Source organism: Rahnella sp. CFA14(1/10) (assembly GCF_004195095.1).
GTDB classification, from domain to species: Bacteria; Pseudomonadota; Gammaproteobacteria; order Enterobacterales; family Enterobacteriaceae; genus Rahnella; species Rahnella perminowiae.
Genome location: NZ_SEWS01000014.1, coordinates 28,316 through 48,272, shown reverse-complemented (window position 1 = coordinate 48,272; position 19,957 = coordinate 28,316). Strand labels below are relative to the sequence as shown.

20 protein-coding genes are annotated in these 19,957 nt (G+C 51.8%); 6 read left to right on the top strand and 14 right to left on the bottom strand.

Going from position 1 to position 19,957, the window contains the following annotated elements:
* Window positions 1-18 precede the first annotated feature (18 nt).
* Window positions 19-1,389, bottom strand: coding sequence for an envelope stress sensor histidine kinase CpxA (gene cpxA, locus EVX52_RS22855; RefSeq protein ID WP_129955293.1), 1,371 nt, complete (start codon window positions 1,387-1,389; stop codon window positions 19-21).
* Entirely contained in the window at window positions 1,386-2,087 is a 702-nt protein-coding gene (cpxR, locus tag EVX52_RS22850) for an envelope stress response regulator transcription factor CpxR (RefSeq protein WP_129955294.1), read from the bottom strand. Before cpxR ends, cpxA begins: the two co-directional genes overlap by 4 nt.
* Window positions 2,088-2,239: 152 nt before the next feature.
* On the opposite strand from cpxR, the gene cpxP reads away from it, so the two are divergent.
* The 3 genes from cpxP to EVX52_RS22835 all read left to right on the top strand — a co-directional run bounded on the left by cpxP (window position 2,240) and on the right by EVX52_RS22835 (window position 5,255).
* Window positions 2,240-2,749: a cell-envelope stress modulator CpxP gene (cpxP, locus tag EVX52_RS22845; RefSeq protein ID WP_129955295.1), complete on the top strand. Its 510-nt coding sequence runs from the start codon at window positions 2,240-2,242 to the stop codon at window positions 2,747-2,749.
* A 346-nt stretch (window positions 2,750-3,095) separates the two neighbouring features.
* On the top strand, window positions 3,096-4,082 hold the full coding sequence (gene pfkA / locus EVX52_RS22840; RefSeq protein WP_015699196.1) for a 6-phosphofructokinase: 987 nt from the start codon (window positions 3,096-3,098) through the stop codon (window positions 4,080-4,082).
* 183 nt (window positions 4,083-4,265) lie between these two features.
* Window positions 4,266-5,255 (top strand): sulfate ABC transporter substrate-binding protein, encoded by a 990-nt coding sequence (locus EVX52_RS22835; RefSeq protein ID WP_129955296.1) that lies wholly within the window; start codon window positions 4,266-4,268, stop codon window positions 5,253-5,255.
* A 66-nt stretch (window positions 5,256-5,321) separates the two neighbouring features.
* On the opposite strand, the gene tpiA is transcribed toward EVX52_RS22835, so the two are convergent.
* Both tpiA and EVX52_RS22825 read right to left on the bottom strand, forming a co-directional pair.
* Window positions 5,322-6,089, bottom strand: a complete 768-nt coding sequence (gene tpiA / locus EVX52_RS22830; protein WP_129955297.1) for a triose-phosphate isomerase — start codon at window positions 6,087-6,089, stop codon at window positions 5,322-5,324.
* Between the two features lie 127 nt (window positions 6,090-6,216).
* Window positions 6,217-6,825 carry a DUF1454 family protein gene (locus tag EVX52_RS22825; RefSeq protein WP_129955298.1) on the bottom strand — a complete coding sequence of 203 codons (609 nt, stop codon included), beginning with the start codon at window positions 6,823-6,825 and terminating at the stop codon, window positions 6,217-6,219.
* A 158-nt stretch (window positions 6,826-6,983) separates the two neighbouring features.
* On the opposite strand from EVX52_RS22825, the gene EVX52_RS22820 reads away from it, so the two are divergent.
* Complete coding sequence (locus tag EVX52_RS22820) at window positions 6,984-7,406, top strand: DUF805 domain-containing protein (RefSeq protein ID WP_129955299.1); 423 nt, start codon at window positions 6,984-6,986, stop codon at window positions 7,404-7,406.
* A gap of 14 nt (window positions 7,407-7,420) precedes the next feature.
* Here EVX52_RS22820 and fpr read toward each other — a convergent pair whose 3' ends face one another.
* Window positions 7,421-8,167 carry a ferredoxin--NADP(+) reductase gene (gene fpr / locus EVX52_RS22815; protein WP_129955300.1) on the bottom strand — a complete coding sequence of 249 codons (747 nt, stop codon included), beginning with the start codon at window positions 8,165-8,167 and terminating at the stop codon, window positions 7,421-7,423.
* 309 nt (window positions 8,168-8,476) lie between these two features.
* Between fpr and emrD the strand changes: the two genes are divergently transcribed.
* Window positions 8,477-9,670 (top strand): multidrug efflux MFS transporter EmrD, encoded by a 1,194-nt coding sequence (gene emrD / locus EVX52_RS22810; RefSeq protein ID WP_129955301.1) that lies wholly within the window; start codon window positions 8,477-8,479, stop codon window positions 9,668-9,670.
* A 54-nt stretch (window positions 9,671-9,724) separates the two neighbouring features.
* Here the strand turns inward: emrD and glpX are convergent, their stop codons facing one another.
* From glpX to EVX52_RS22795, 3 genes are all read right to left on the bottom strand, one after another.
* Complete coding sequence (glpX, locus tag EVX52_RS22805; RefSeq protein WP_129955302.1) at window positions 9,725-10,735, bottom strand: class II fructose-bisphosphatase; 1,011 nt, start codon at window positions 10,733-10,735, stop codon at window positions 9,725-9,727.
* Window positions 10,736-10,880: 145 nt separating this feature from the next.
* Window positions 10,881-12,404: a glycerol kinase GlpK gene (gene glpK / locus EVX52_RS22800; protein WP_129955303.1), complete on the bottom strand. Its 1,524-nt coding sequence runs from the start codon at window positions 12,402-12,404 to the stop codon at window positions 10,881-10,883.
* Window positions 12,405-12,449: 45 nt separating this feature from the next.
* On the bottom strand, window positions 12,450-13,298 hold the full coding sequence (locus tag EVX52_RS22795) for an MIP/aquaporin family protein (RefSeq protein WP_129955304.1): 849 nt from the start codon (window positions 13,296-13,298) through the stop codon (window positions 12,450-12,452).
* Between the two features lie 577 nt (window positions 13,299-13,875).
* On the opposite strand from EVX52_RS22795, the gene zapB reads away from it, so the two are divergent.
* Window positions 13,876-14,115 (top strand): septal ring assembly protein ZapB, encoded by a 240-nt coding sequence (gene zapB / locus EVX52_RS22790; RefSeq protein WP_129955305.1) that lies wholly within the window; start codon window positions 13,876-13,878, stop codon window positions 14,113-14,115.
* Between the two features lie 64 nt (window positions 14,116-14,179).
* Here the strand turns inward: zapB and rraA are convergent, their stop codons facing one another.
* From rraA to cytR, 6 genes are all read right to left on the bottom strand, one after another.
* On the bottom strand, window positions 14,180-14,665 hold the full coding sequence (gene rraA / locus EVX52_RS22785) for a ribonuclease E activity regulator RraA (protein ID WP_129955306.1): 486 nt from the start codon (window positions 14,663-14,665) through the stop codon (window positions 14,180-14,182).
* 120 nt (window positions 14,666-14,785) lie between these two features.
* Window positions 14,786-15,712, bottom strand: coding sequence for a 1,4-dihydroxy-2-naphthoate polyprenyltransferase (locus EVX52_RS22780; protein ID WP_129992183.1), 927 nt, complete (start codon window positions 15,710-15,712; stop codon window positions 14,786-14,788).
* Window positions 15,713-15,809: 97 nt separating this feature from the next.
* Window positions 15,810-17,144 (bottom strand): HslU--HslV peptidase ATPase subunit, encoded by a 1,335-nt coding sequence (gene hslU, locus EVX52_RS22775; protein ID WP_129992182.1) that lies wholly within the window; start codon window positions 17,142-17,144, stop codon window positions 15,810-15,812.
* 11 nt (window positions 17,145-17,155) lie between these two features.
* Complete coding sequence (hslV, locus tag EVX52_RS22770) at window positions 17,156-17,686, bottom strand: ATP-dependent protease subunit HslV (RefSeq protein WP_015699184.1); 531 nt, start codon at window positions 17,684-17,686, stop codon at window positions 17,156-17,158.
* 115 nt (window positions 17,687-17,801) lie between these two features.
* The gene (gene ftsN, locus EVX52_RS22765; protein ID WP_129955310.1) at window positions 17,802-18,737 is read right to left on the bottom strand and encodes a cell division protein FtsN; all 936 of its coding nucleotides are present in this window, start codon (window positions 18,735-18,737) and stop codon (window positions 17,802-17,804) included.
* 99 nt (window positions 18,738-18,836) lie between these two features.
* Complete coding sequence (gene cytR / locus EVX52_RS22760) at window positions 18,837-19,865, bottom strand: DNA-binding transcriptional regulator CytR (protein ID WP_129955312.1); 1,029 nt, start codon at window positions 19,863-19,865, stop codon at window positions 18,837-18,839.
* Window positions 19,866-19,957 lie beyond the last annotated feature (92 nt).

Sequence of the window (19,957 nt, the reverse complement as noted above, 5' to 3'; positions counted from 1 at the left end):
ACGCAGAATAGCAGAAACTTAACGCTGGTGCAGCGGCAGCCAGATAATCAAACGAAGGCCGCCCAGCGGGCTGTCTTCGGCTTTTACCTTGCCTCTGTGCTGTTGAACAGCGGTATCGACGATAGCCAGCCCAAGGCCGGTACCGCCGGATTCCCGGTCACGCGCTTCATCAGTACGGTAGAACGGACGGAAAATCTGCTCACGATCTTCCTCACTTACGCCGGGGCCGTCATCATCTACGGTGATGGTGATCCCTTCGTTGTCGTGGGCGAAGTTCAGCACAATATGATGATTCGAATAACGCAGGGCGTTACGCACGATGTTCTCCAGCGCGCTGTCGAGCGCCGCCGCATTACCGATCAGTTTCCACGGGCCAGGTGGTGATGTGACTTCAAGTGTTTTGCCCATTTGTTCGGCTTCAAACTGTGCGTCGTCAATTACTCCAGCCCACAATTCGTGTGCCTTTAGGGTTTCGCGCGATAATTCATTTTTATGCTGGCTGCGTGACAACACCAGCAGATCATTGATCATGCCATCAAGGCGCTGAGCCTCATTTTCGATGCGTTGCAGCTCTTTCCCTTCACCATGACGACGTCTCATCAACGCGGTTGCCAGTTGCAAACGCGTTAGCGGGGTACGGAGTTCATGTGAGATATCGGAAATCAGCCGTTGTTGCGCCGTGACCATCCGTTCGAGTGCGCTAACCATCTGGTTGAAGCTGGCACCGGTCGCGAGGAACTCCTGTGGCCCTGCTTCGAGTTCCGGATGCTGCTTAAGATTGCCGCGTGCAACGTCATCAGCGGCGTTTTTCAACTTGCGCGCCGGTTTCGCCAGGCTCCAGGCCAGCCAGAGCAACAGCGGGGCGCTGATCAGCATGGTGACGATTAACAGCAACAGCGGGCGGTCGAACATCAGGTTGATAAAGTCAGACTGGGAACTGCTGGCGGGGCGCATCAGATAAAGCTGGTAATTGTCTTCGCCGTCACGAACGGAGAAAGGCCCCACCATTTCGACGCGGCCATATTTTTTCTTCTTCGGGCGATCTGAGTTATCAGACTGGCCGATAAAGTTACGCACGATCTGCATTTCATTGCGCTGAGCGCCAATCACCCGCCCTTCGCTGGTCACCAGCAACAGGCGCTGACCTGGCGGAGCCCATTTGTCGATGGCACGGAACAAGCGGCGCCACCACATCAGGTCATTTGCAGGATCGGTCGCCAGTTCAGCCTCAACGTGTTGTTCAATCATCAGGCCTTGCCGCTGCTCGTTATCGAGCAGCGGTGTAATCTGGCGTGAATCGAGTTTCGGCACCATTAATACCAGCATCAGCACTAAGGCTAATGTGAACCAGAAAATGGCAAAAATACGTGCCGTAAGGCTGTTGATCATGAAGCAGAAACCATCAGATAACCACGTCCACGCAGGGTTTTAAACCACGGATGACCATCCTGGCGATCGGGTAATTTACGGCGCAGATTCGAGATATGCATATCAATAGCACGGTCAAACGGCGTCAGACGTTTCCCCAGCACTTCCTGACTAAGGTGTTCGCGGGAAACAACTTGTCCAAGATGTTTTGCCAGTAAGTACAAAAGGGTGAATTCAGTGCCGGTTAAATCCAGCGCTTCTCCGTTAAAGCTGGCTTCCTGACGGCCTGGGTTCAGTTGCAGCCCGTCCACTTCGAGCGTCGGTGAGCCGCTGTTTTCATTGCTTTGCTGCTGTTCGCTCCAGTTAGAGCGACGCAACATGGCCCGGATACGAGCCACGAGCTCGCGGTCATTAAACGGTTTTGGCAGATAGTCATCGGCACCCAGCTCAAGGCCAAGAACACGATCTAATTCACTGCCACGAGCGGTTAACATAATCACTGGCGTCTGATGGCGCTGGCGTAATTCTTTAAGGGTTTCAATGCCGTTTTTCTTCGGCATCATCACGTCAAGTAACAGAAGATCGATGGTATTATCGATTTTCTCTAATGCCTGCTCACCATCGTAAGCCACTACAACATTAAAGCCTTCCATTTCGAGCAATTCTTTCAAAAGTGAAGTCAGTTCACGGTCGTCATCAACTAACAAAATTTTATTCATTGTATTTACCTCTAGACGCAAAATACGTCATCAATTGCCGCTATTCCATGACTTTACGTACTTTTACAAGCACTGACGCTTGTTTGCAGCAGCAGGTTTAGACTGCTTTTCAATGATTCGCGATGAAGCGATAAAGACTTTAGGAGTATGTGATGTTTAAGGCAGCTTCATTTGGTTTGGCCACGCTTCTGACACTCAGTTCAGGTGTCGTTTTAGCAGATGGCGCAAAACCAGTGTCGGCGATGCCAGCAGAACATGATAGCACGATGTTGGAGAAGCCTCTGGAACGCAACACTATGTTTGATGGTGTTAATCTCACTGAACAGCAGCGCCAGCAAATGCGTGACCTGATGCACCAGGCTCGAAAAGATTTGCCTAATGTAAATGTAGAACAGATAGAAACGATGCACCGATTGGTTACCGCCGAAAAGTTCGATCAGGCCGCCGTCCGTGCGCAAGCTGAATTGATGGCTCAGGAGCAGGTGGATCGTCAGGTCGAAATGGCCCGCATCCGCAACCAGATGTTTAATCTGCTGACCCCTGAGCAAAAAAATGTATTGAACCAGAAACACGAGCAGCGCATGAAACAGATGCAAATGCAGTTATCTGGATTACAGCCCTCTTCTGCCCAGAAGACGAGTAGTACCAGCACGACCGAGTAAGATCCCTGTTTTTCCTTGCCATAGACACCATCCCTGTCTTCCCCCACCGAAAGGTGGGGTTTTTTTTGCCCTCAATTTGGGTGGGATCTGCAAATAGGAAATTAACAAGGTGGAAATCTGCGCGTAACGAACGGGAAATATCTTGTAAAAGCCGTATGAATCAGTAAATTGCGATGTACCGAGCGGTGTATGCGTATTCTTGCTGACTTGAATCAATTCAGCACCGGTGTTTTGTTATACTATAGGCTCAAACGCTAATAAGCCCTTTTGGCTGCATAAGAAAAATTCGCCCAACAGGCTGGCTCAAGATTCTTAAGAAATTGCATCTACAAGTTCAGAGGTAGTCATGATCAAAAAAATTGGTGTACTGACAAGTGGTGGCGATGCCCCAGGCATGAATGCTGCGATCCGTGGCGTTGTCCGCGCCGCTTTATCTGCAGATTTGGAAGTCTACGGTATTGAAGATGGCTACCTCGGCATGTATGAAAACCGCATGCGCAAACTGGATCGTTACAGCGTCTCCGATATGATCAACCGTGGTGGTACTTTCCTGGGTTCAGCACGTTTTCCGGAATTCCGTGATCCAGAAATGCGTAAAGTTGCCCTACAGAATATGAAAGACCGCGGTATTGATGGCCTGGTGGTTATCGGCGGTGACGGTTCATATGCGGGTGCAGACCTGCTGACGAAAGAAGGTGGCATCCGTTGTATCGGCCTGCCAGGTACCATCGATAACGATGTTGCCGGGACTGACTACACTATCGGTTTTTTCACCGCATTAGGCACTGTGGTTGAGGCGATTGACCGTTTACGTGATACCTCATCCTCACACCAGCGTATCTCTATTGTTGAAGTGATGGGCCGCTATTGCGGTGATTTGACTTTAGCGGCAGCGATTGCCGGGGGGTGCGAATTTATCGCTATCCCTGAAGTTGAATTTAAACGTGATGATCTGGTTGCTGAAATCAAAGCCGGTATCGCGAAAGGTAAAAAACACGCGATTGTCGCCATCACCGAGAAGTTAGATAACATCGAAGAACTGGCTAAATACATCGAGAAAGAAACCTGTCGTGAAACGCGTGGCACTGTCTTAGGCCATATTCAGCGTGGCGGAGCACCGGTCGCTTATGACCGTATCCTGGCTTCCCGCATGGGTGCTTATGCTGTTGACCTGCTGCTGGAAGAAGACCGCGACTATTCTCAGGGCGGTTTCTGTGTGGGTGTAGAAAACGAGAAAATGGTTCACGAATTAATCTCGATTTGTATCGCGCCAGAGAACAAGAAAAGCAAGTTCAAAGAAGACTGGTACGACACGGCGAAAAAACTTTTCTGATTCAGTTTATTGCGTGTTTAGAAGAACCTCCCTGGCGGGAGGTTTTTTTTCGCCCGCCTTTTGTTTATTCCATAAAGTAATAGAAAAAAACCTTTTATTCTTTATGTGTTTCATTTTTATCTGGCACGCTCTCTTTAACGAACAAATAAATGAAATCCATAGAAACTATTTCGGGAGAGTACGATGCGTAAATGGGCTGCAGGTTTGGGATTACTGTTGGTAGCAACGGGAGCGATTGCCAAAGATATTCAGATTCTGAACGTGTCATACGATCCAACCCGTGAGTTCTATGAACAATATAATAAGGCGTTCAGCAAATACTGGCAGGGCAAAACCGGTGATACGGTTACTGTGCGCCAGTCGCATGGCGGCTCAGGCAAACAGGCTACGTCAGTTATTAATGGCATTGAAGCGGATGTAGTGACACTGGCGCTGGCTTATGACGTTGATGCCATTGCCGAGCGCGGTCGTATTGATAAAAACTGGATCACCCGCCTGCCGGACAATTCTGCGCCGTATACGTCTACCATTGTGTTCCTGGTGCGTAAAGGTAATCCGAAACAAATTCATGACTGGAATGATTTGATCAAACCGGGTGTGTCGGTGATTACGCCGAATCCTAAAACGTCTGGCGGCGCACGCTGGAACTATCTCGCTGCCTGGGGTTATGCGTTGCATCACAACAACAATGACAAAGCGAAGGCTCAGGATTTCGTGAAAGCATTGTATAAAAACGTGGAAGTGTTGGATTCCGGTGCTCGTGGCGCAACCAACACCTTCGTTGAGCGCGGTATCGGTGATGTGCTGATCGCATGGGAAAACGAAGCGCTGCTGGCGACCAAAGAAGTCGGCAAAGACAAGTTTGAAATCGTCACGCCAAGCGAATCAATATTGGCGGAGCCAACGGTTTCCGTAGTCGATAAAGTGGTGGATAAGCGTGGCACCCGTACAGTGGCGGATGCCTACCTGAAGTACCTGTATTCACCGGAAGGCCAGACCATCGCAGCAGAAAACTATTACCGTCCGCGTGATCCGCAAGTCGAGAAGAAATTCGCGGCTGAATTCCCGAAACTGAAACTGTTCACCATTGATCAGGTTGCAGGTACCTGGGCTCAGGCGCAGAAAGACCATTTCGCGACCGACGGAATTTTCGACCAAATCACCAAACGTTAATCGCGCTTTTACAGACAATAAAAAACCCCGGCATGCCGGGGTTTTTTATTGTGCGGAAGAAACAGCTTACGCTTGTTTAGCTTCAGCAGCGGCTTTGACGATCACAGCGAAAGCATCTGCTTTCAGTGACGCACCGCCAACCAGCGCGCCATCGATGTCTGGCTGGGTGAACAGTTCAGCAGCATTGGCCGCGTTAACAGAACCGCCGTACTGGATGATCACTTGCTCTGCAACCGCAGCATCTTGTTTTGCGATATGGTCACGGATGAATTTGTGAACCGCCTGAGCCTGAGCCGGGGTGGCAGACTTGCCGGTACCGATCGCCCAGACAGGTTCGTAAGCGATAACAGCGCCTTCGAATGCTTTTGCACCCAGAGTGTTCAGCACCGCATCCAGTTGTTTCGCGCAAACGGCTTCAGTCTTGCCTGCTTCGTTTTCTGCTTCGGTTTCACCGATGCACAGAACAGGAGTCAGGCCAGCGTCTTTCAGCACACCGAATTTTTTCGCGATGAACTCGTCGCTTTCTTTGTGGTAAGTGCGGCGTTCTGAGTGACCGATGATGATGTATTTCGCACCGATGTCTTTCAGCATGTCGGCAGAGATTTCACCAGTGAATGCGCCGGACAGGTTCGCATCAACGTTCTGAGCACCCAGCGCAATACGGCTGCCAGCCAGAGCGTGTTTAGCCTGTGACAGGTAAACTTCTGGTGGAGCAATTGCAACGCCACAACCTACAACTGTGCTCAGTTCAGTACGCAGAGCAGCAATCAGTTCGTTAACCATGTGGGTGCTGCCGTTAAGCTTCCAGTTACCCATCACTAATGGATGTCGCATGTTTTTTCCTCCAAAAGGGGACGCGAGTGTCGATTAAAATTTCTGCCAAATAAGCAGATTACCTGTGCAACAGTATAGAGATCATTGGTCATAAAGGCTTTGCTTTTTGTCATTAAAAACCGTCATCTCATGGCTCAGCAAGCGCCAGCTTGACCGGTTCAACGGCGAATGTCAGACCTTTTTCGCCATTGTCTGAAATGACAAAACGTACTGCGCCTACTTCCTGCTTATAAAACTGCTGACCTTTGCCTTTCTCGATCAGAGAAGCCACTCTCGCCACGCTTTGCTCAGTGGATAGTGTGGCGTCGAACTGACGCATCAGGTTGGCCATATAGCTTATCGCCAGGGTGCGAGCGGCTTTTTCTTCAGCCCCCTGAATCGGCAGGTAAGTAATTTGCAGCGTTTTTATTTTGCCGGTGCCTTTTTCCAGCGCGGTCGACGCATACAGATTTTCGTTAATTTTGCTGGCAGCGCGGGTCAGGAAACTGTTGGGAGACTTATCGCTGATAGAACGGAACTCGCCAATCTGCTGGGTCGGATTAGCTTCATTATATCTGGCGCGAAAATTGATCAGCGTCGTTTCAAAGGTTGGCGCACCGGCAAGCAGGTAAGGGGCTTTTGGCATTTCTTCCGCGCCGGCGTGCTCTGCCGGCGGATCGGCCAGTGCAATATTCTGGCCGGTGAGCATAAGCAGCGCGGGAAGTGCCAGTCGTAATAAGGATTGAGCAACAGTCATAGGGCGTTTCTTATTTTATTTCAACAAACCGATTAAAGCGGGGAACGGGGGGTAATGTCAAAAGGAGTGCGTAAAGATTCTCGTCGTTGTTGTCCGTGGGGTACACTCCGGCTGGTTTAACAATTTACTCCCATTGTACTTTACGGAACGGACTGTCAATGACGTTACAGCATGCACTATTTTCTTTTAACGGCCGCTTGGGCCGACGTGATTTCTGGATGTGGATGGTCAGCTGGCTGATCCTGATGGTGGCTGACTTCTTTTTTGCCGCACAGGAATGGATTACCTATCAGTCCGCCGGATTCGCGCTGGTGGTTTTACTGTGGCCGACGGCGGCTGTGCTGGTGAAAAGATTACATGACCGTAATAAATCTGCCTGGTGGGCGCTGTTGTTTGTGCTGGCGTGGATGCTGGTGGCGGGGAACTGGGCAGCGGCGATGCCTCAGATATGGAGCTGGGTTCTGGGACGGCTGGCGCCTTCAGTGATTTTCATTATGTTGCTGATCGACTGCGGTGCGTTTACCGGCACGCCGGGCACAAATCGTTTTGGCCCGGAACCGGACGACGTTAAATTTCGCTAGTTTTCAGTCACTGCTTACCAGTAATGCTCGCTGGTCATATGACCCGGTTTACGTTTGAGGTGTTTGCGCATACCCCGCGTGTCTTTGAGTAACTGCTGTGTATCGCGAACCATCTGCGGATTGCCGCACAACATCACGTGGCTGTCCTCTGCCAGCATTTTCAGGCCGACAGCTGCTTCCAGCGCACCGCTTTCAATCAGCGCAGGAACTCGCCCGGTCAGCGAGCCTGAAATTTCCTCGCGACTGACCACGGTCTGTATATGCAGTTTGCCTTCATAACGGCGTTGCAGTTGCTGCATCAACGGCAGATAACTCAGATCGGCAGCAAAGCGTGCCGCATGAACCAGAACAATATTTTTGAACCGTTCCAGCCCCGTACCTTCCTGTAAAATCGACAGATACGGCCCGATGGCGGTGCCCGTTGCCAGCATCCATAAGGTTTCGCATTCGGGCACTTCTTCAATGACGAAAAATCCGGCGGCTTCCCTGGTGATGTTGATTTCATCTCCGGGCTGCATCACATGCAGATGCGGGCTGAGTTTTCCTTCCGGCACGTTGACCAGATAGAATTCCAGCTCACCGCTTGATGGCGGATTCACATAGGAATAAGCGCGCTGAACCCGCTCACCGTCAATATCCAGTGAAAGTTTGGCGAACTGGCCTGCGGTAAAAGGGTCAACGGGCGCATTGACCGTGATGCTGAACAAACTGTCAGTCCAGTGTTCAACTTTTTTGACTTTTCCTGTCACCCAATCAGCCATAAAAAACTCCCGTGGTTTCTGGTTTGTTCACGTGGTGCGAAATTATGCCCTGATTTTATTTCAAATTTTCCCGATCCCGTATCGGTTAAATGTTATCAGCCTGTTTATTACCGGTTAGTCAGTATCGATTTCTGTACACCCAGCGTTACAGAAGTGGTTCCCGCCGCTGCCAGCGAACTGACAGAAGTCTTCCCCGCAGTACTCGCTTATTCATCTTAATTTGTTAACTTATGCGCCGCCGGTGTCTGGCTGAAATGATGGGTTATTTATTCTGCTCTTTTCCATACTTATCCGATAATGAACTGAAAAATGAAAAAACTGGAAAATATTCACCTGCTTATTATGCTCATTTTGCTGGTGGCTGTCGGGCAAATGGCACAGACCATTTATGTGCCGAATATTGCGGACATGGCCGCCAGTCTTGCCGTAAAACCCGGTGCCGTGCAGCGGGTAATGGCGGCATATCTGCTGACATACGGCGGCTCGCAACTGGTTTATGGTCCGCTTTCCGATAACGTTGGCCGTAAACCGGTGATCCTGACCGGCCTGATAATTTTCCTGCTTGGCGCGGCGGGCGCGATGATGTCAACGAGCCTGAATATGCTGATCGCTTTTGCAGCCATTCAGGGGCTGGGCACCGGCGTAGCAGGTGTGATGGCGCGAACCATGCCACGTGATTTATACAGCGGCGGCGCGTTACGCCATGCCAACAGTCTGCTGAACATGGGCATTCTGGTCAGTCCTCTGCTGGCACCGGTGATCGGCGGCGCTTTGTCGGCGTGGCTGGGCTGGCGTGCAAGTTTTGGGTTTCTGCTTATCCTGTGCGCAGGAGTGGCTTTTTCGATGTACCGCTGGTTGCCGGAAACCCGTCCTGAATTCACTGCCGATCATCCGCCGCGCAAAATGCTGGGCAGTCTGCGTTTATTGCTGGCCGATGCCAATTTCAGCCGTTATCTGGTGATGCTGGTCGGTGCGCTGGCCGGCGTGGCGGTGTTTGAAGCCAGTTGCGGAGTGCTGATGGGCGGCGTTCTCGGGCTGAGCGGTGTGATGGTCAGCGTCCTGTTTATCCTGCCGATCCCGGCAGCTTTCTTTGGTGCCTGGTATGCCGGGCGTACAGAGAAAAGTTTCCAGCAACTGATGTGGCATTCGGTCATCAGTTGTCTGCTGGCTGGTCTGGCGATGTGGATCCCCGGCTGGCTGGGTATCATGAATATCTGGACGCTGGTGGTGCCAGCTTCGCTGTTCTTCTTCGGCGCGGGTATGTTATTCCCGCTGGCGACCACCGGCGCAATGGAGCCTTTCCCGTATCTGGCAGGCGCTGCGGGTGCTCTGGTCGGTGGTTTACAGAATATGGGTTCAGGGCTGGTAGCCTGGATGTCAGCAATGCTGCCGCAAACCGGTCAGTTCAGTCTCGGGTTACTGATGTTTGCCATGGCAGTGCTGATTTTGCTGTGCTGGTGGCCGATGTCGAACCGCAGTCAGCATGAAGGGCATACGGCCTGATAGTGCAAAAGCAGGGCGCTGATGGCCCTGCTTTTTGATGACCGGAAGGAATGATCAGATAATAAATGCGTGCAACGCCGCGTCTTTACGGTCGAGGTAATGGGTGGAGCGGATACGGCGGATAGTGCGTGATTTACCCCGTATCAACAGTGTTTCGGTGGTCGCCATGTTCCCCTGACGGCTGATGCCTTCCAGCAGGTCGCCTTTAGTAATACCGGTCGCGGAGAAAATCACGTTATCGTTACGCGCCATATCATCAAGCAGCAGCACCTTACCGGCTTCAATTCCCATCACTTTACAGCGCGTCAGCTCTTCTTCGCCGATACGACGGTTTTCCGGTGTATCGCCTTTCACGTCATGCCGTGCCAGTAGCCGGCCCTGCATATCGCCATCCAGTGCGCGGATTACGGCGGCAGAAATTACCCCTTCCGGTGCGCCGCCGATGCCATACAGCACATCCACTTCGCTTTCCGGCATACAGGTCAGGATCGTCGCCGCCACATCACCGTCCGGAAACGCGAACACTCGCACGCCTGACGCCAGCATTTCGCGGATCGCATCGTCGTGGCGTGGTTTCGCTAAAACCGCGACAGTCAGTTCGGTGAGCGGCTTATTCAGCGCCTTCGCAATATTTGCGAGGTTTTCAGCCAGTGTCAGTTGCAGATCAATCGCTCCTTTCGCGCCCGGCCCGACGGCAATTTTTTCCATGTACATGTCCGGCGCATTGAGGAAGGAACCTTTGTCGCCCACGGCCAGCACGGCCAGCGCGTTGGATTGCCCCATGGCCGTCATACGTGTGCCTTCAATCGGGTCGACAGCAATATCTACCGCATCGCCATTGCCGGTACCGACTTTTTCGCCGATGTATAACATCGGCGCTTCATCAATTTCCCCCTCACCAATCACGATGGTGCCATCAATATCAACTTTATTGAGCATGATACGCATGGACTGAACGGCAGCATTATCGGCAAGGTTTTTATCACCACGCCCCAGCCATTTGTAACCAGCCAGCGCAGCAGCTTCGGTCACGCGGGAGAACTCGATTGCTAATTCACGTTTCATTGGAAAGCCTGTAGAAAGAAAAAAGAGGTCGGTGAGACGAGGCTCATCTGTGCCGCAGATTTTAGCACAATGGGAAAAGGCACATAAAAAAACTCCCCAGGCGGGGAGTTTCAGAAAGAGGTGTTGGCGATAAAATACCCGGCGATTACTCGTCGTGATCTTCCCAGGAACGAACACGTGCCACCGCTTTTTGCCAGCCTTTATAGCGGACATTACGTTCCGTCGTTTCAATGCTTGGGCGGAATTCACGTTCGATAGTTGCTTTGCTGCGCACCTCTTCCAGATCGCTCCAGAAACCGACGGCCAGACCGGCGAGGTAGGCAGAACCCAGCGCGGTCACTTCCAGCACTTCCGGGCGCTCTACACGGGTGCCGAGAATGTCTGACTGGAATTGCATCAGGAAATTATTGGCAACCGCACCGCCATCCACTCGCAGCGCCTGCAGACGAGCGCCTGAGTCGGCCTGCATCGCATCCAGCACGTCGCGGGTCTGGTAGGCGATAGATTCCAACGTCGCGCGGATAATGTGGTTACTGTTCGCACCACGGCTCAGACCGAAGATAGCGCCGCGGGCATACGGGTCCCAATAAGGCGCGCCGAGGCCGGTGAAGGCGGGCACCACGTAAACACCATTGGTGTCTTTCACTTTCATGGAGAAATATTCGGAGTCGGTTGCATCGCTGAAAAGCTTCAGTTCATCTCGCAGCCACTGAATGGACGCACCGCCGACAAACACAGCACCTTCCAGCGCATAGTTCACTTCGCCGCGCGGACCGCAGGCGATGGTAGTCAGCAAACCATTTTTAGACGCTACCGCTTCAGTACCGGTATTCATCAGCAGGAAGCAACCGGTGCCGTAGGTATTTTTCGCCATTCCCGGTTGGACACACAGCTGGCCATACAGGGCCGCCTGCTGGTCACCGGCGATACCGGCGATAGGGATACGTGTACCGCCTTTACCCCCGATGTTGGTCTGGCCGTAAATCTCAGAAGAAGGGCGAACTTCCGGCAGCATTTCACGCGGAATATCCAGCGCTTCAAGCATACGCTCATCCCATTGAAGGTCATGGATGTTGAACAACATGGTACGTGAGGCGTTAGTGTAATCCGTCACGTGAACACGACCCTGCGTCATTTTCCAGACCAACCAGGTGTCGACGGTGCCGAACAGCAGTTCGCCGCGTTTAGCGCGTTCACGTGAACCTTCAACGTGGTCGAGGATCCATTTCAGTTTGGTACCGGAGAAGTACGGGTCGATAACCAGGCCGGTGTTGTGGCGAATGTATTCTTCCAGACCGTCTTTTTTCAGCGTTTCGCAGATGTCAGCAGTGCGGCGGCATTGCCAGACAATCGCATTATAGATTGGCTTGCCAGTTTCTTTTTCCCACACAATGGTGGTTTCGCGCTGGTTGGTGATACCGATACCGGCAATCTGATCGGAATTAATGTCGGCTTTTGCCAACACTTCCACCAGCACCGAGCTTTGCGATGCCCAGATTTCCATCGGGTCATGCTCAACCCAGCCCGATTTCGGGTAGATCTGGGTGAACTCGCGTTGTGCCACGCTGACGATATTGGCATCGTGATCCAGAACTACGGCGCGTGAACTGGTTGTACCCTGGTCGAGTGCAACAATGTATTTTTTTTCGTGAGTCGTATCTGCTGACATAATATTCATCCTACGAATGAGTAAGCTGTGGAACAGTTTAGCCGATCAGGCCTTACGTTGTTTGGATGGCTGAGGTGCTTTTTCTTCTGCCGGTTCATTAATCTGATTTGGCAAATGGCGACCAATCAGCGCCTTGTAGGCGATGGCACCCAGAGAAGCCCCGAGCAACGGGCCAAAAATTGGCACCAGGAAATAAGGAATATCGCGCGCACCGGTGAAGGCAACCTTGCCCCAGCCAGCGAAGAAGGCGAACACTTTCGGACCGAAGTCACGGGCCGGGTTCAGGGCGAATCCGGTCAGTGGCCCCATGGATGCACCGATAACCGCGATCAGGATACCGATAAGCAGCGGTGCCAGCGGGCCACGTGGAATACCGTTGCCATCATCAGTCAGGCCGAGGATTAACGCCATCAGAATGGCTGTAATCACCGTTTCTACCAGAAACGCCTGCAATACGCTGATGTGCGGGTTCGGATAGGTAGAGAAAATACCGGCCAGATCCAGACTTTCGACGCTGCCGCGGACCATATTGTGGCTTTGCTCAAAATCGAAGAACAGATTGTAGTAAAGGCCATAAACCAGTGCAGCGGCGCAAAAAGCACCGGCGACCTGTGCCACGATGTAAGGCAGAACTTTGCGTCCTTCAAAGTTTGCAAACAAACAAAGTGCAACGGTCACCGCCGGATTCAGGTGTGCACCGGAGATGGCGGCTGTCAGGTAGATGGCCATTGCCACACCCAGACCCCAGATGATACTGATTTCCCACTGGCCAAAGGTTGCCCCGGCAAGTTTCATTGCTGCGACACAGCCCGCACCAAAGAAAATGATAAGCCCGGTACCCAGAAACTCAGCGATGCACTGACCTTTTAATGTGGAACTCATGGTTTGGCTCATAGTTTGATCCTGCTAAGGATGATGTTAATGGTTAGTTATAGTTTTTCTGTTATATCGTTTGTGAACGTAATCGGATTTTGGCGTTCATCATTAAATGAGAACGTAATGTGAATTTATCGTTAACGAGCATAAACGAGAAATAGCGAAATCAAATTTTGTGTGTTGCGTCATAAAAATGAGCGATTTCGCGTATTGTCGGGCCATGATGCCGCGCCAAAAGGCCTGGATTTAACATTTTCAGCGCGCGTTGCTGACAAACGAGCATCACTATTACGTGTTTTACGGTGGCTACGGTTATTCGGCATTAAAGGCTATTTCTGGCGTGTGACGCTGCTTTTTAGGCATTTCCTGATACCCGGCACTGTAAAATTGCAACAGACTGCGTGGATAGAGGGGTTGCGGGTAGACAGATCAAAGCTGGCTACATACAATCACCCGTTAAGACACCTGCCGGTTTTATGCAATTCTCTGATGAATTCGTTATAAAAATCGACGGAGTGCAGGAATTTTTGAGCCGTGTCCGGACGATGCGGCAGAACATAAGATGTGCGCCTTGCGAACATAAGGGGACCGAAAAATGTCATTTGAAGTATTTGAGAAATTAGAAGCTAAAGTTCAGCAAGCGATCGATACCATTACTCTGTTGCAGATGGAAATCGAAGAACTGAAAGAGCAGAACAACGCCCTGTCTCAGGAAGTTCAGCAAGCCAGCGGCAATCATGAGTCTCTGGTGCGTGAAAATGCGCAGCTGAAAGAAGAACAACACGTATGGCAGGATCGTCTGCGTGCACTGTTGGGAAAAATGGAAGAAGTTTAATGACTTCATATTCCAAATAAAAAAGGACGCCAAGGCGTCCTTTTTTGTTGTGCACAGAAGAAAATTATTCTATATCGAGCGGGTCTTCTGACAGCACGATACCGGTATTATCGGCATAAAGATGGTCGCCGGAGAAGAAGGTGACGCCGCCGAAATTGACACGAATGTCGCTTTCGCCGATTCCTTCACTGCCTGCGCCAGCCGGGATAGCCGCCATCGCCTGAATACCCAGGTCCAACTCTTCGAGATCGTCAACCTGACGGACTGCACCATAAATCACGATGCCTTCCCATTCGTTCTGGAACGCGAGGCGTGCCAGTCCGGCATCCAGCAGTGCGCGACGCACAGAACCGCCGCCATCAATCACTAACACACGGCCACGGCCGTTTTCTTCCAGCAGGTCATAAAGCAAGCCATTATCTTCGAAGCATTTCACAGTGGTGATTTGCCCGCCAAATGAAGTACGGCCGCCAAAGTTGGAGAACAAGGGTTCGACGACATTCACTTCTTCATGGTAGATGTCGCAAAGTTCGGAAGTATCGTATTTCATAGGTTTTCATCTGGTTGCTGCATGAATGCTCAGTATATCCCTTTCCGGCGGATGTTGGCAAAATCATCAATTGTTAAATGTGAAAAGTGACCTGATAAACGCACATCAGGCCAACTTTGTTCAATTGAGTAACAGTCCTACTGCAAACAAGACGTTAGTCAGCAACGCCGTTTTTACCATATGTTCCAGTAACGGGCGGACTTCGGTGGATGTTGTGGATTTCATCACCCGCGCCACATGTTTCGCCAGCATCGGAATCGCCAGAATAAACAGCCAGCCGGTCCAATGATGCAGGTATACGGCGGAGAAAATGACCAGACACAGCACGGCGGCGGTCAGGATGATAGTGTGATAACGGCGGGCGTTAACCGGCCCGAGGCGAACCGCCAGTGTATTCTTGCCATTGATACTGTCGGTTTCGATATCGCGCAAATTATTGATATTGAGCACGGCGGTGGAGAGCAAACCGGTTGCCGTCGCCGGAAGCATCACGATCCAGTCGAAATAGCCTGCCTGTAAATAAAACGTCCCCGCGACACTGATCCAGCCGAAGAAAATAAGAACGGAAATATCGCCAAGCCCCATGTAGCCATAAGGCCGTGTGCCGACGGTATAGGTAATCGCCGCACCAATCGACAGCAAGCCGAGAACCAAAAACCCGACCACATCACTGGGTTTATGGCAGGCCACGGCGATGAGCGCGATACCGCAAATTATAGTCAGCGCGATGGTCAGGATAATGGCGTGCTTCATCTGCGCAGCGGTAATCAGCCCCTTTTGCATTCCGCGCAGAGGGCCGACGCGATCCGGGGTATCGCTGCCTTTCTCTGCGTCCCCATAGTCATTCGCCAGATTCGACAGGATTTGCAGACAGCCGGCAGTCAGCAGTGCCAGCAATGCAATAAGCGGATGGAAGGTATTTTGCAGGCTGGCAATGGCAGAACCCATGACGATAGAGGCAAACGCCAGTGGCAAGGTTTTCGGGCGCAAGCTTTCCAGCCAGGCGCGGGCGGGCGTCGTCGGTGTGCAGGAAGTGATTATGCTCATAGATGATTTCGCTCAGGTGAAGAATCAGTCCGAAATCTAAAAAAAATCAGGGAGGCAAACGCCTCCCTGAAGATCACTTTCGGAACGTATGAGCAAATTATAAGATAAAACGGCTCAGATCTTCATCAGCTACCAGCTGGTCAAGGTGGCTTCTAACATAATCTGCATCAATGTTTATGGAGATTCCGTTACTTTCGCTGGCGTCGTAAGAGATATCTTCCATCAGACGCTCCAGAACGGTGTGCAGACGACGCGCACCGATATTCTCGGTGGTTTCGTTTACCTGCCATGCGGCTTCTGCAATGCGCCGGATACCGTCAGCGGTGAAATCAATGGTTACGCCTTCGGTCGCCATCAATGCTTTGTACTGATGTGTCAGCGAAGCACTTGGCTCGGTCAGGATACGTTCGAAGTCTTCAGTCGACAGCGCCTGCAGTTCCACACGAATGGGCAGACGACCCTGCAATTCTGGGATCAGGTCTGACGGACTGGCCGTCTGGAATGCGCCGGATGCGATGAACAGGATATGATCGGTTTTCACCATGCCATGCTTGGTAGACACCGTGCAGCCTTCCACCAGTGGCAACAGGTCACGCTGAACACCTTCACGGGATACGTCAGGGCCTGAACTCTGACCGCCACGTTTACAGATTTTGTCGATCTCATCGATAAACACGATACCGTGTTGTTCAACGGCTTCGATCGCCTGTTCTTTCAGATCTTCCGGGTTCACCAGTTTCGCCGCTTCTTCTTCAATCAGCAGCTTCAGCGCTTCTTTGATTTTCAGTTTACGTGGTTTCTGTTTCTGAGCACCCATGCTCTGGAACATCGACTGCAACTGATTAGTCATTTCTTCCATGCCCGGCGGAGACATAATTTCAACGCCAATCGGGCCGGATGCCAGGCTGATTTCAATTTCTTTGTCGTCGAGCTGGCCTTCACGCAGTTTTTTGCGGAAGTTCTGGCGCGCAGCAGAAGGTTCCTGCGCTTCGTCAGGCTGCCCCCAGTTATTTTTAGCCGGCGGGATCAGTACGTCCAGAATACGTTCTTCGGCCAGTTCTTCAGCACGATAACGGTTTTTTTCAATAGATTGCAGACGCACCATTTTTACAGCCGAATCGGTCAGGTCGCGGATAATAGAATCCACTTCTTTACCCACATAACCGACTTCAGTGAATTTGGTCGCTTCTACTTTGATGAACGGCGCGTTAGCCAGTTTCGCCAGACGGCGGGCAATTTCGGTTTTGCCGACACCGGTCGGGCCGATCATCAGAATATTTTTCGGGGTGACTTCATGGCGCAGCGCTTCATCGAGCTGCATGCGGCGCCAGCGGTTACGCAAAGCAATGGCCACGGCGCGTTTCGCTTTATCCTGGCCAATAATGTAACTGTCTAATTCGCTGACAATCTCGCGCGGGGTCATCTCAGACATAATTTCGATCCTTACGCTTTAGAAGATAATTCTTCGATAGTGTGGAAATGGTTGGTATAGATGCAGATGTCACCGGCGATGCTCAGCGATTTTTCAACGATGTCGCGCGCTTCAAGCTCGGAATTTTCCAGCAATGCGCGAGCCGCGGCCTGGGCATACGGGCCACCGGAACCGATGGCGATCAGGTCGTTTTCCGGCTGGATAACATCGCCGTTACCGCTGATAATAAGCGACGCGTTTTCATCCGCGACGGCCAGCAGGGCTTCCAGACGTCGCAGCATGCGGTCGGTTCGCCAGTCTTTTGCCAGTTCAACGGCAGCTTTCACCAGATGACCCTGATGCATTTCCAGCTTGCGCTCGAACAGCTCAAACAGCGTGAAGGCATCAGCCGTGCCGCCAGCAAAGCCCGCAATCACTTTGTCGTTATACAGGCGACGTACTTTTTTGACGTTGCCCTTCATGACGGTATTTCCCAATGTGGCCTGGCCATCACCACCGATAACGACCTTGCCGTTGCGGCGTACACTTACAATTGTTGTCACGAGCGGTTCCTCGTTGCAGACTGAAAAGATCCCCGCAGGCTTGGGGGACACGTCGGGTGTCTCACAAGCTTACGAGGCATATTGAAAGTATAGATTGGGGAAGGATTACGGGTTTTCAACCCCCGGTTGCGAGGGGTATGCAACCGGAGATGCCTGCGCTCTTCAGGCGGGATAAGGTGTTGTCTGCACCGGAGCGATTGTTGTAAGGGCCGATCACCACGCGGTTCCAGCCACCGCCGGTAGTGATCCGGCCTTCAAAGCCTTCAAATGCCAGCTTCGCGCGCTGCGATTCTGCCTGTTCCGTACCTTTGAAAGAACCACACTGCACCATAAAGCGTTGGGTTTTTTCCTGTGCTTTTGGTTTTTCCGGCTCAGCCTGAGTAATGGCGGCTGGCTGTTGCGGTTTCGGTACTTCTTTCACCGGCTCTTTAACCTGTGGCTTCGGTTTTGGCTGCGCTTGCACCTGAGCTTGCGGCGCGCGTACCGGCTGCGTTTGTGGCGTATACGTCGGCTGCGGCTGAACCTGGCGCGGCTGAGTTTGCACCGGTTGTTGCTGTGCGTATGTTGGCTGCTGTTGTTGAACCTGGCGCTGAGTATGTGCCGGCGCCTGCGCCACCTGGTTAGGGTCGTTATACGGCACTTCAGACAACTGTGTTGGCGTCTGGCGCATATCGGCCTGCATCTGTTCGAGAAGCTGGCGCTGTTCCGGCGTCAGTTGTGTTTTGGATTCGACCTGCCCGCCCGCTGTCGGTTCTGTCGGCGTGGTCACGCCCATCTGGCGGTTTTCCAATTCTTTAATGTAACGCCAGCGTTCTTCCGGTTTAGGCGGCAATCCATTACCCGGACGGACAGCGTGCGTTGGCAACACTGTCGCTTCTTCACGTTTATTGTGCGCAATAAAATAGAGGCCACCGACAAACACCACCAGTACCGCAACGGCTAACACCACCATGGTTTTGGAGATCGTTGTGGAACTGCGTTTTTTACTCCGGCTGGTACTTTTCCGCCGCGCTCCTGAGCGCCCACGGCTTACATAGTCTCTTTGTGCCACTATCGTTTCGCTGTGTCGTGATGAATGAAGAAGTGCGTCATGTTACTCAACCCTGAACATTTACTGAAACTAAAACTGTCGAAGAACATAAAAACGGACTCACGCTTTGGGGGCAGCGGTGCTTTCCCGCACCACCAGCTCGCTATCAAGCAACAGTGAACCGTTTTGTACCGGATTCCCCTGTAACTGCTCAAGTAATAATAACATGGCCTGACGGCCAAGCTGGAATCTCGGCTGCGCAACGGTGGTCAGCGGAGGATCGGTATACTGGCTGGCCTTAATGTCATCGAAACCGACAACCGACAAATCCTGCGGAATGCGCAGACCCATTTTTTTCGCCTGGAACATAGCGCCAATCGCCATCACATCGTTGTGACAGAAAATCGCCGTCGGCGGGACGGGCAGTGCCATCAGCTCGGTGACGGCTTGCGCCCCCGATTCATAGCTGAAATCGCCATCAATGGTCAGCGAACTCTCGACACTCAGTCCGTTGCGGCGCAGTGCCTGTACATAACCTTGCGAACGGTACTGGCACAACGGCATATGTTTCGGGCCGGCGATGCAGGCAATACGCTGATGCCCCAGTTTAAGAAGATAATGCACGGCTTCGAACGCGGCTGTCAGGTTATCAATATGGACTGTCGGCAGTTCAAGTTCCGGCGCAAATTCATTGGCCATCACCATCGGCGGTAAGTTGCGTTGTTCTTCTTTACTGGCATCGAAAGGTAAATCAGAGCCAAGCAGGAGCATACCGTCAATTTGCTTGGTAATAATCAGATTGATAAAGGTTTTCTCTTGCTGATTTTGGTGAGCACAATCTCCGATCAACACCAGATAACCGCTTTCGGCGGCTGTACGCTCGATCCCCTGGATCAGGTCGGCGAAAAACGGATCGCAAATGTCGGGGACGATCACCAGAATAGTGCGTGATTCATTACGTTTCAGATTGCGGGCCAGTGCATGAGGAGAATACCCTACGGCCATCACAGCCTGATCAACTTTCTGACGGGTCGCGGCGGAGACTTTCTCCGGATTCATTAACGCACGGGATACGGTTGCTGTTGAAACGCCTGCCTGTTCAGCCACATCTTTCATTGTTGCGGCGGGTAATTCTTTCTTGTGCTCCAACGTCTCTCTCCTTGCAACAGCATCAAACTGACACAACAACATCAACATTCCTCACCTGGCTACGCATGATGTGTAGCTCATCACATTCTAAA

Bases quoted from the DNA above. Each gene is read 5' to 3' on its own strand.
- glpX (WP_129955302.1), bottom strand. From the start codon at position 10,735: ATGAAACGTGAATTAGCAATCGAGTTCTCCCGCGTGACCGAAGCTGCT.
- EVX52_RS22835 (WP_129955296.1), top strand. From the start codon at position 4,266: ATGCGTAAATGGGCTGCAGGTTTGGGATTACTGTTGGTAGCAACGGGA.
- rraA (WP_129955306.1), bottom strand. From the start codon at position 14,665: ATGAAATACGATACTTCCGAACTTTGCGACATCTACCATGAAGAAGTG.
- zapB (WP_129955305.1), top strand. From the start codon at position 13,876: ATGTCATTTGAAGTATTTGAGAAATTAGAAGCTAAAGTTCAGCAAGCG.
- hslU (WP_129992182.1), bottom strand. From the start codon at position 17,144: ATGTCTGAGATGACCCCGCGCGAGATTGTCAGCGAATTAGACAGTTAC.
- fpr (WP_129955300.1), bottom strand. From the start codon at position 8,167: ATGGCTGATTGGGTGACAGGAAAAGTCAAAAAAGTTGAACACTGGACT.
- pfkA (WP_015699196.1), top strand. From the start codon at position 3,096: ATGATCAAAAAAATTGGTGTACTGACAAGTGGTGGCGATGCCCCAGGC.
- cpxA (WP_129955293.1), bottom strand. From the start codon at position 1,389: ATGATCAACAGCCTTACGGCACGTATTTTTGCCATTTTCTGGTTCACA.
- EVX52_RS22825 (WP_129955298.1), bottom strand. From the start codon at position 6,825: ATGACTGTTGCTCAATCCTTATTACGACTGGCACTTCCCGCGCTGCTT.
- EVX52_RS22795 (WP_129955304.1), bottom strand. From the start codon at position 13,298: ATGAGCCAAACCATGAGTTCCACATTAAAAGGTCAGTGCATCGCTGAG.
- emrD (WP_129955301.1), top strand. From the start codon at position 8,477: ATGAAAAAACTGGAAAATATTCACCTGCTTATTATGCTCATTTTGCTG.
- EVX52_RS22780 (WP_129992183.1), bottom strand. From the start codon at position 15,712: ATGAGCATAATCACTTCCTGCACACCGACGACGCCCGCCCGCGCCTGG.
- EVX52_RS22820 (WP_129955299.1), top strand. From the start codon at position 6,984: ATGACGTTACAGCATGCACTATTTTCTTTTAACGGCCGCTTGGGCCGA.
- cpxR (WP_129955294.1), bottom strand. From the start codon at position 2,087: ATGAATAAAATTTTGTTAGTTGATGACGACCGTGAACTGACTTCACTT.
- glpK (WP_129955303.1), bottom strand. From the start codon at position 12,404: ATGTCAGCAGATACGACTCACGAAAAAAAATACATTGTTGCACTCGAC.
- cpxP (WP_129955295.1), top strand. From the start codon at position 2,240: ATGTTTAAGGCAGCTTCATTTGGTTTGGCCACGCTTCTGACACTCAGT.
- tpiA (WP_129955297.1), bottom strand. From the start codon at position 6,089: ATGCGACATCCATTAGTGATGGGTAACTGGAAGCTTAACGGCAGCACC.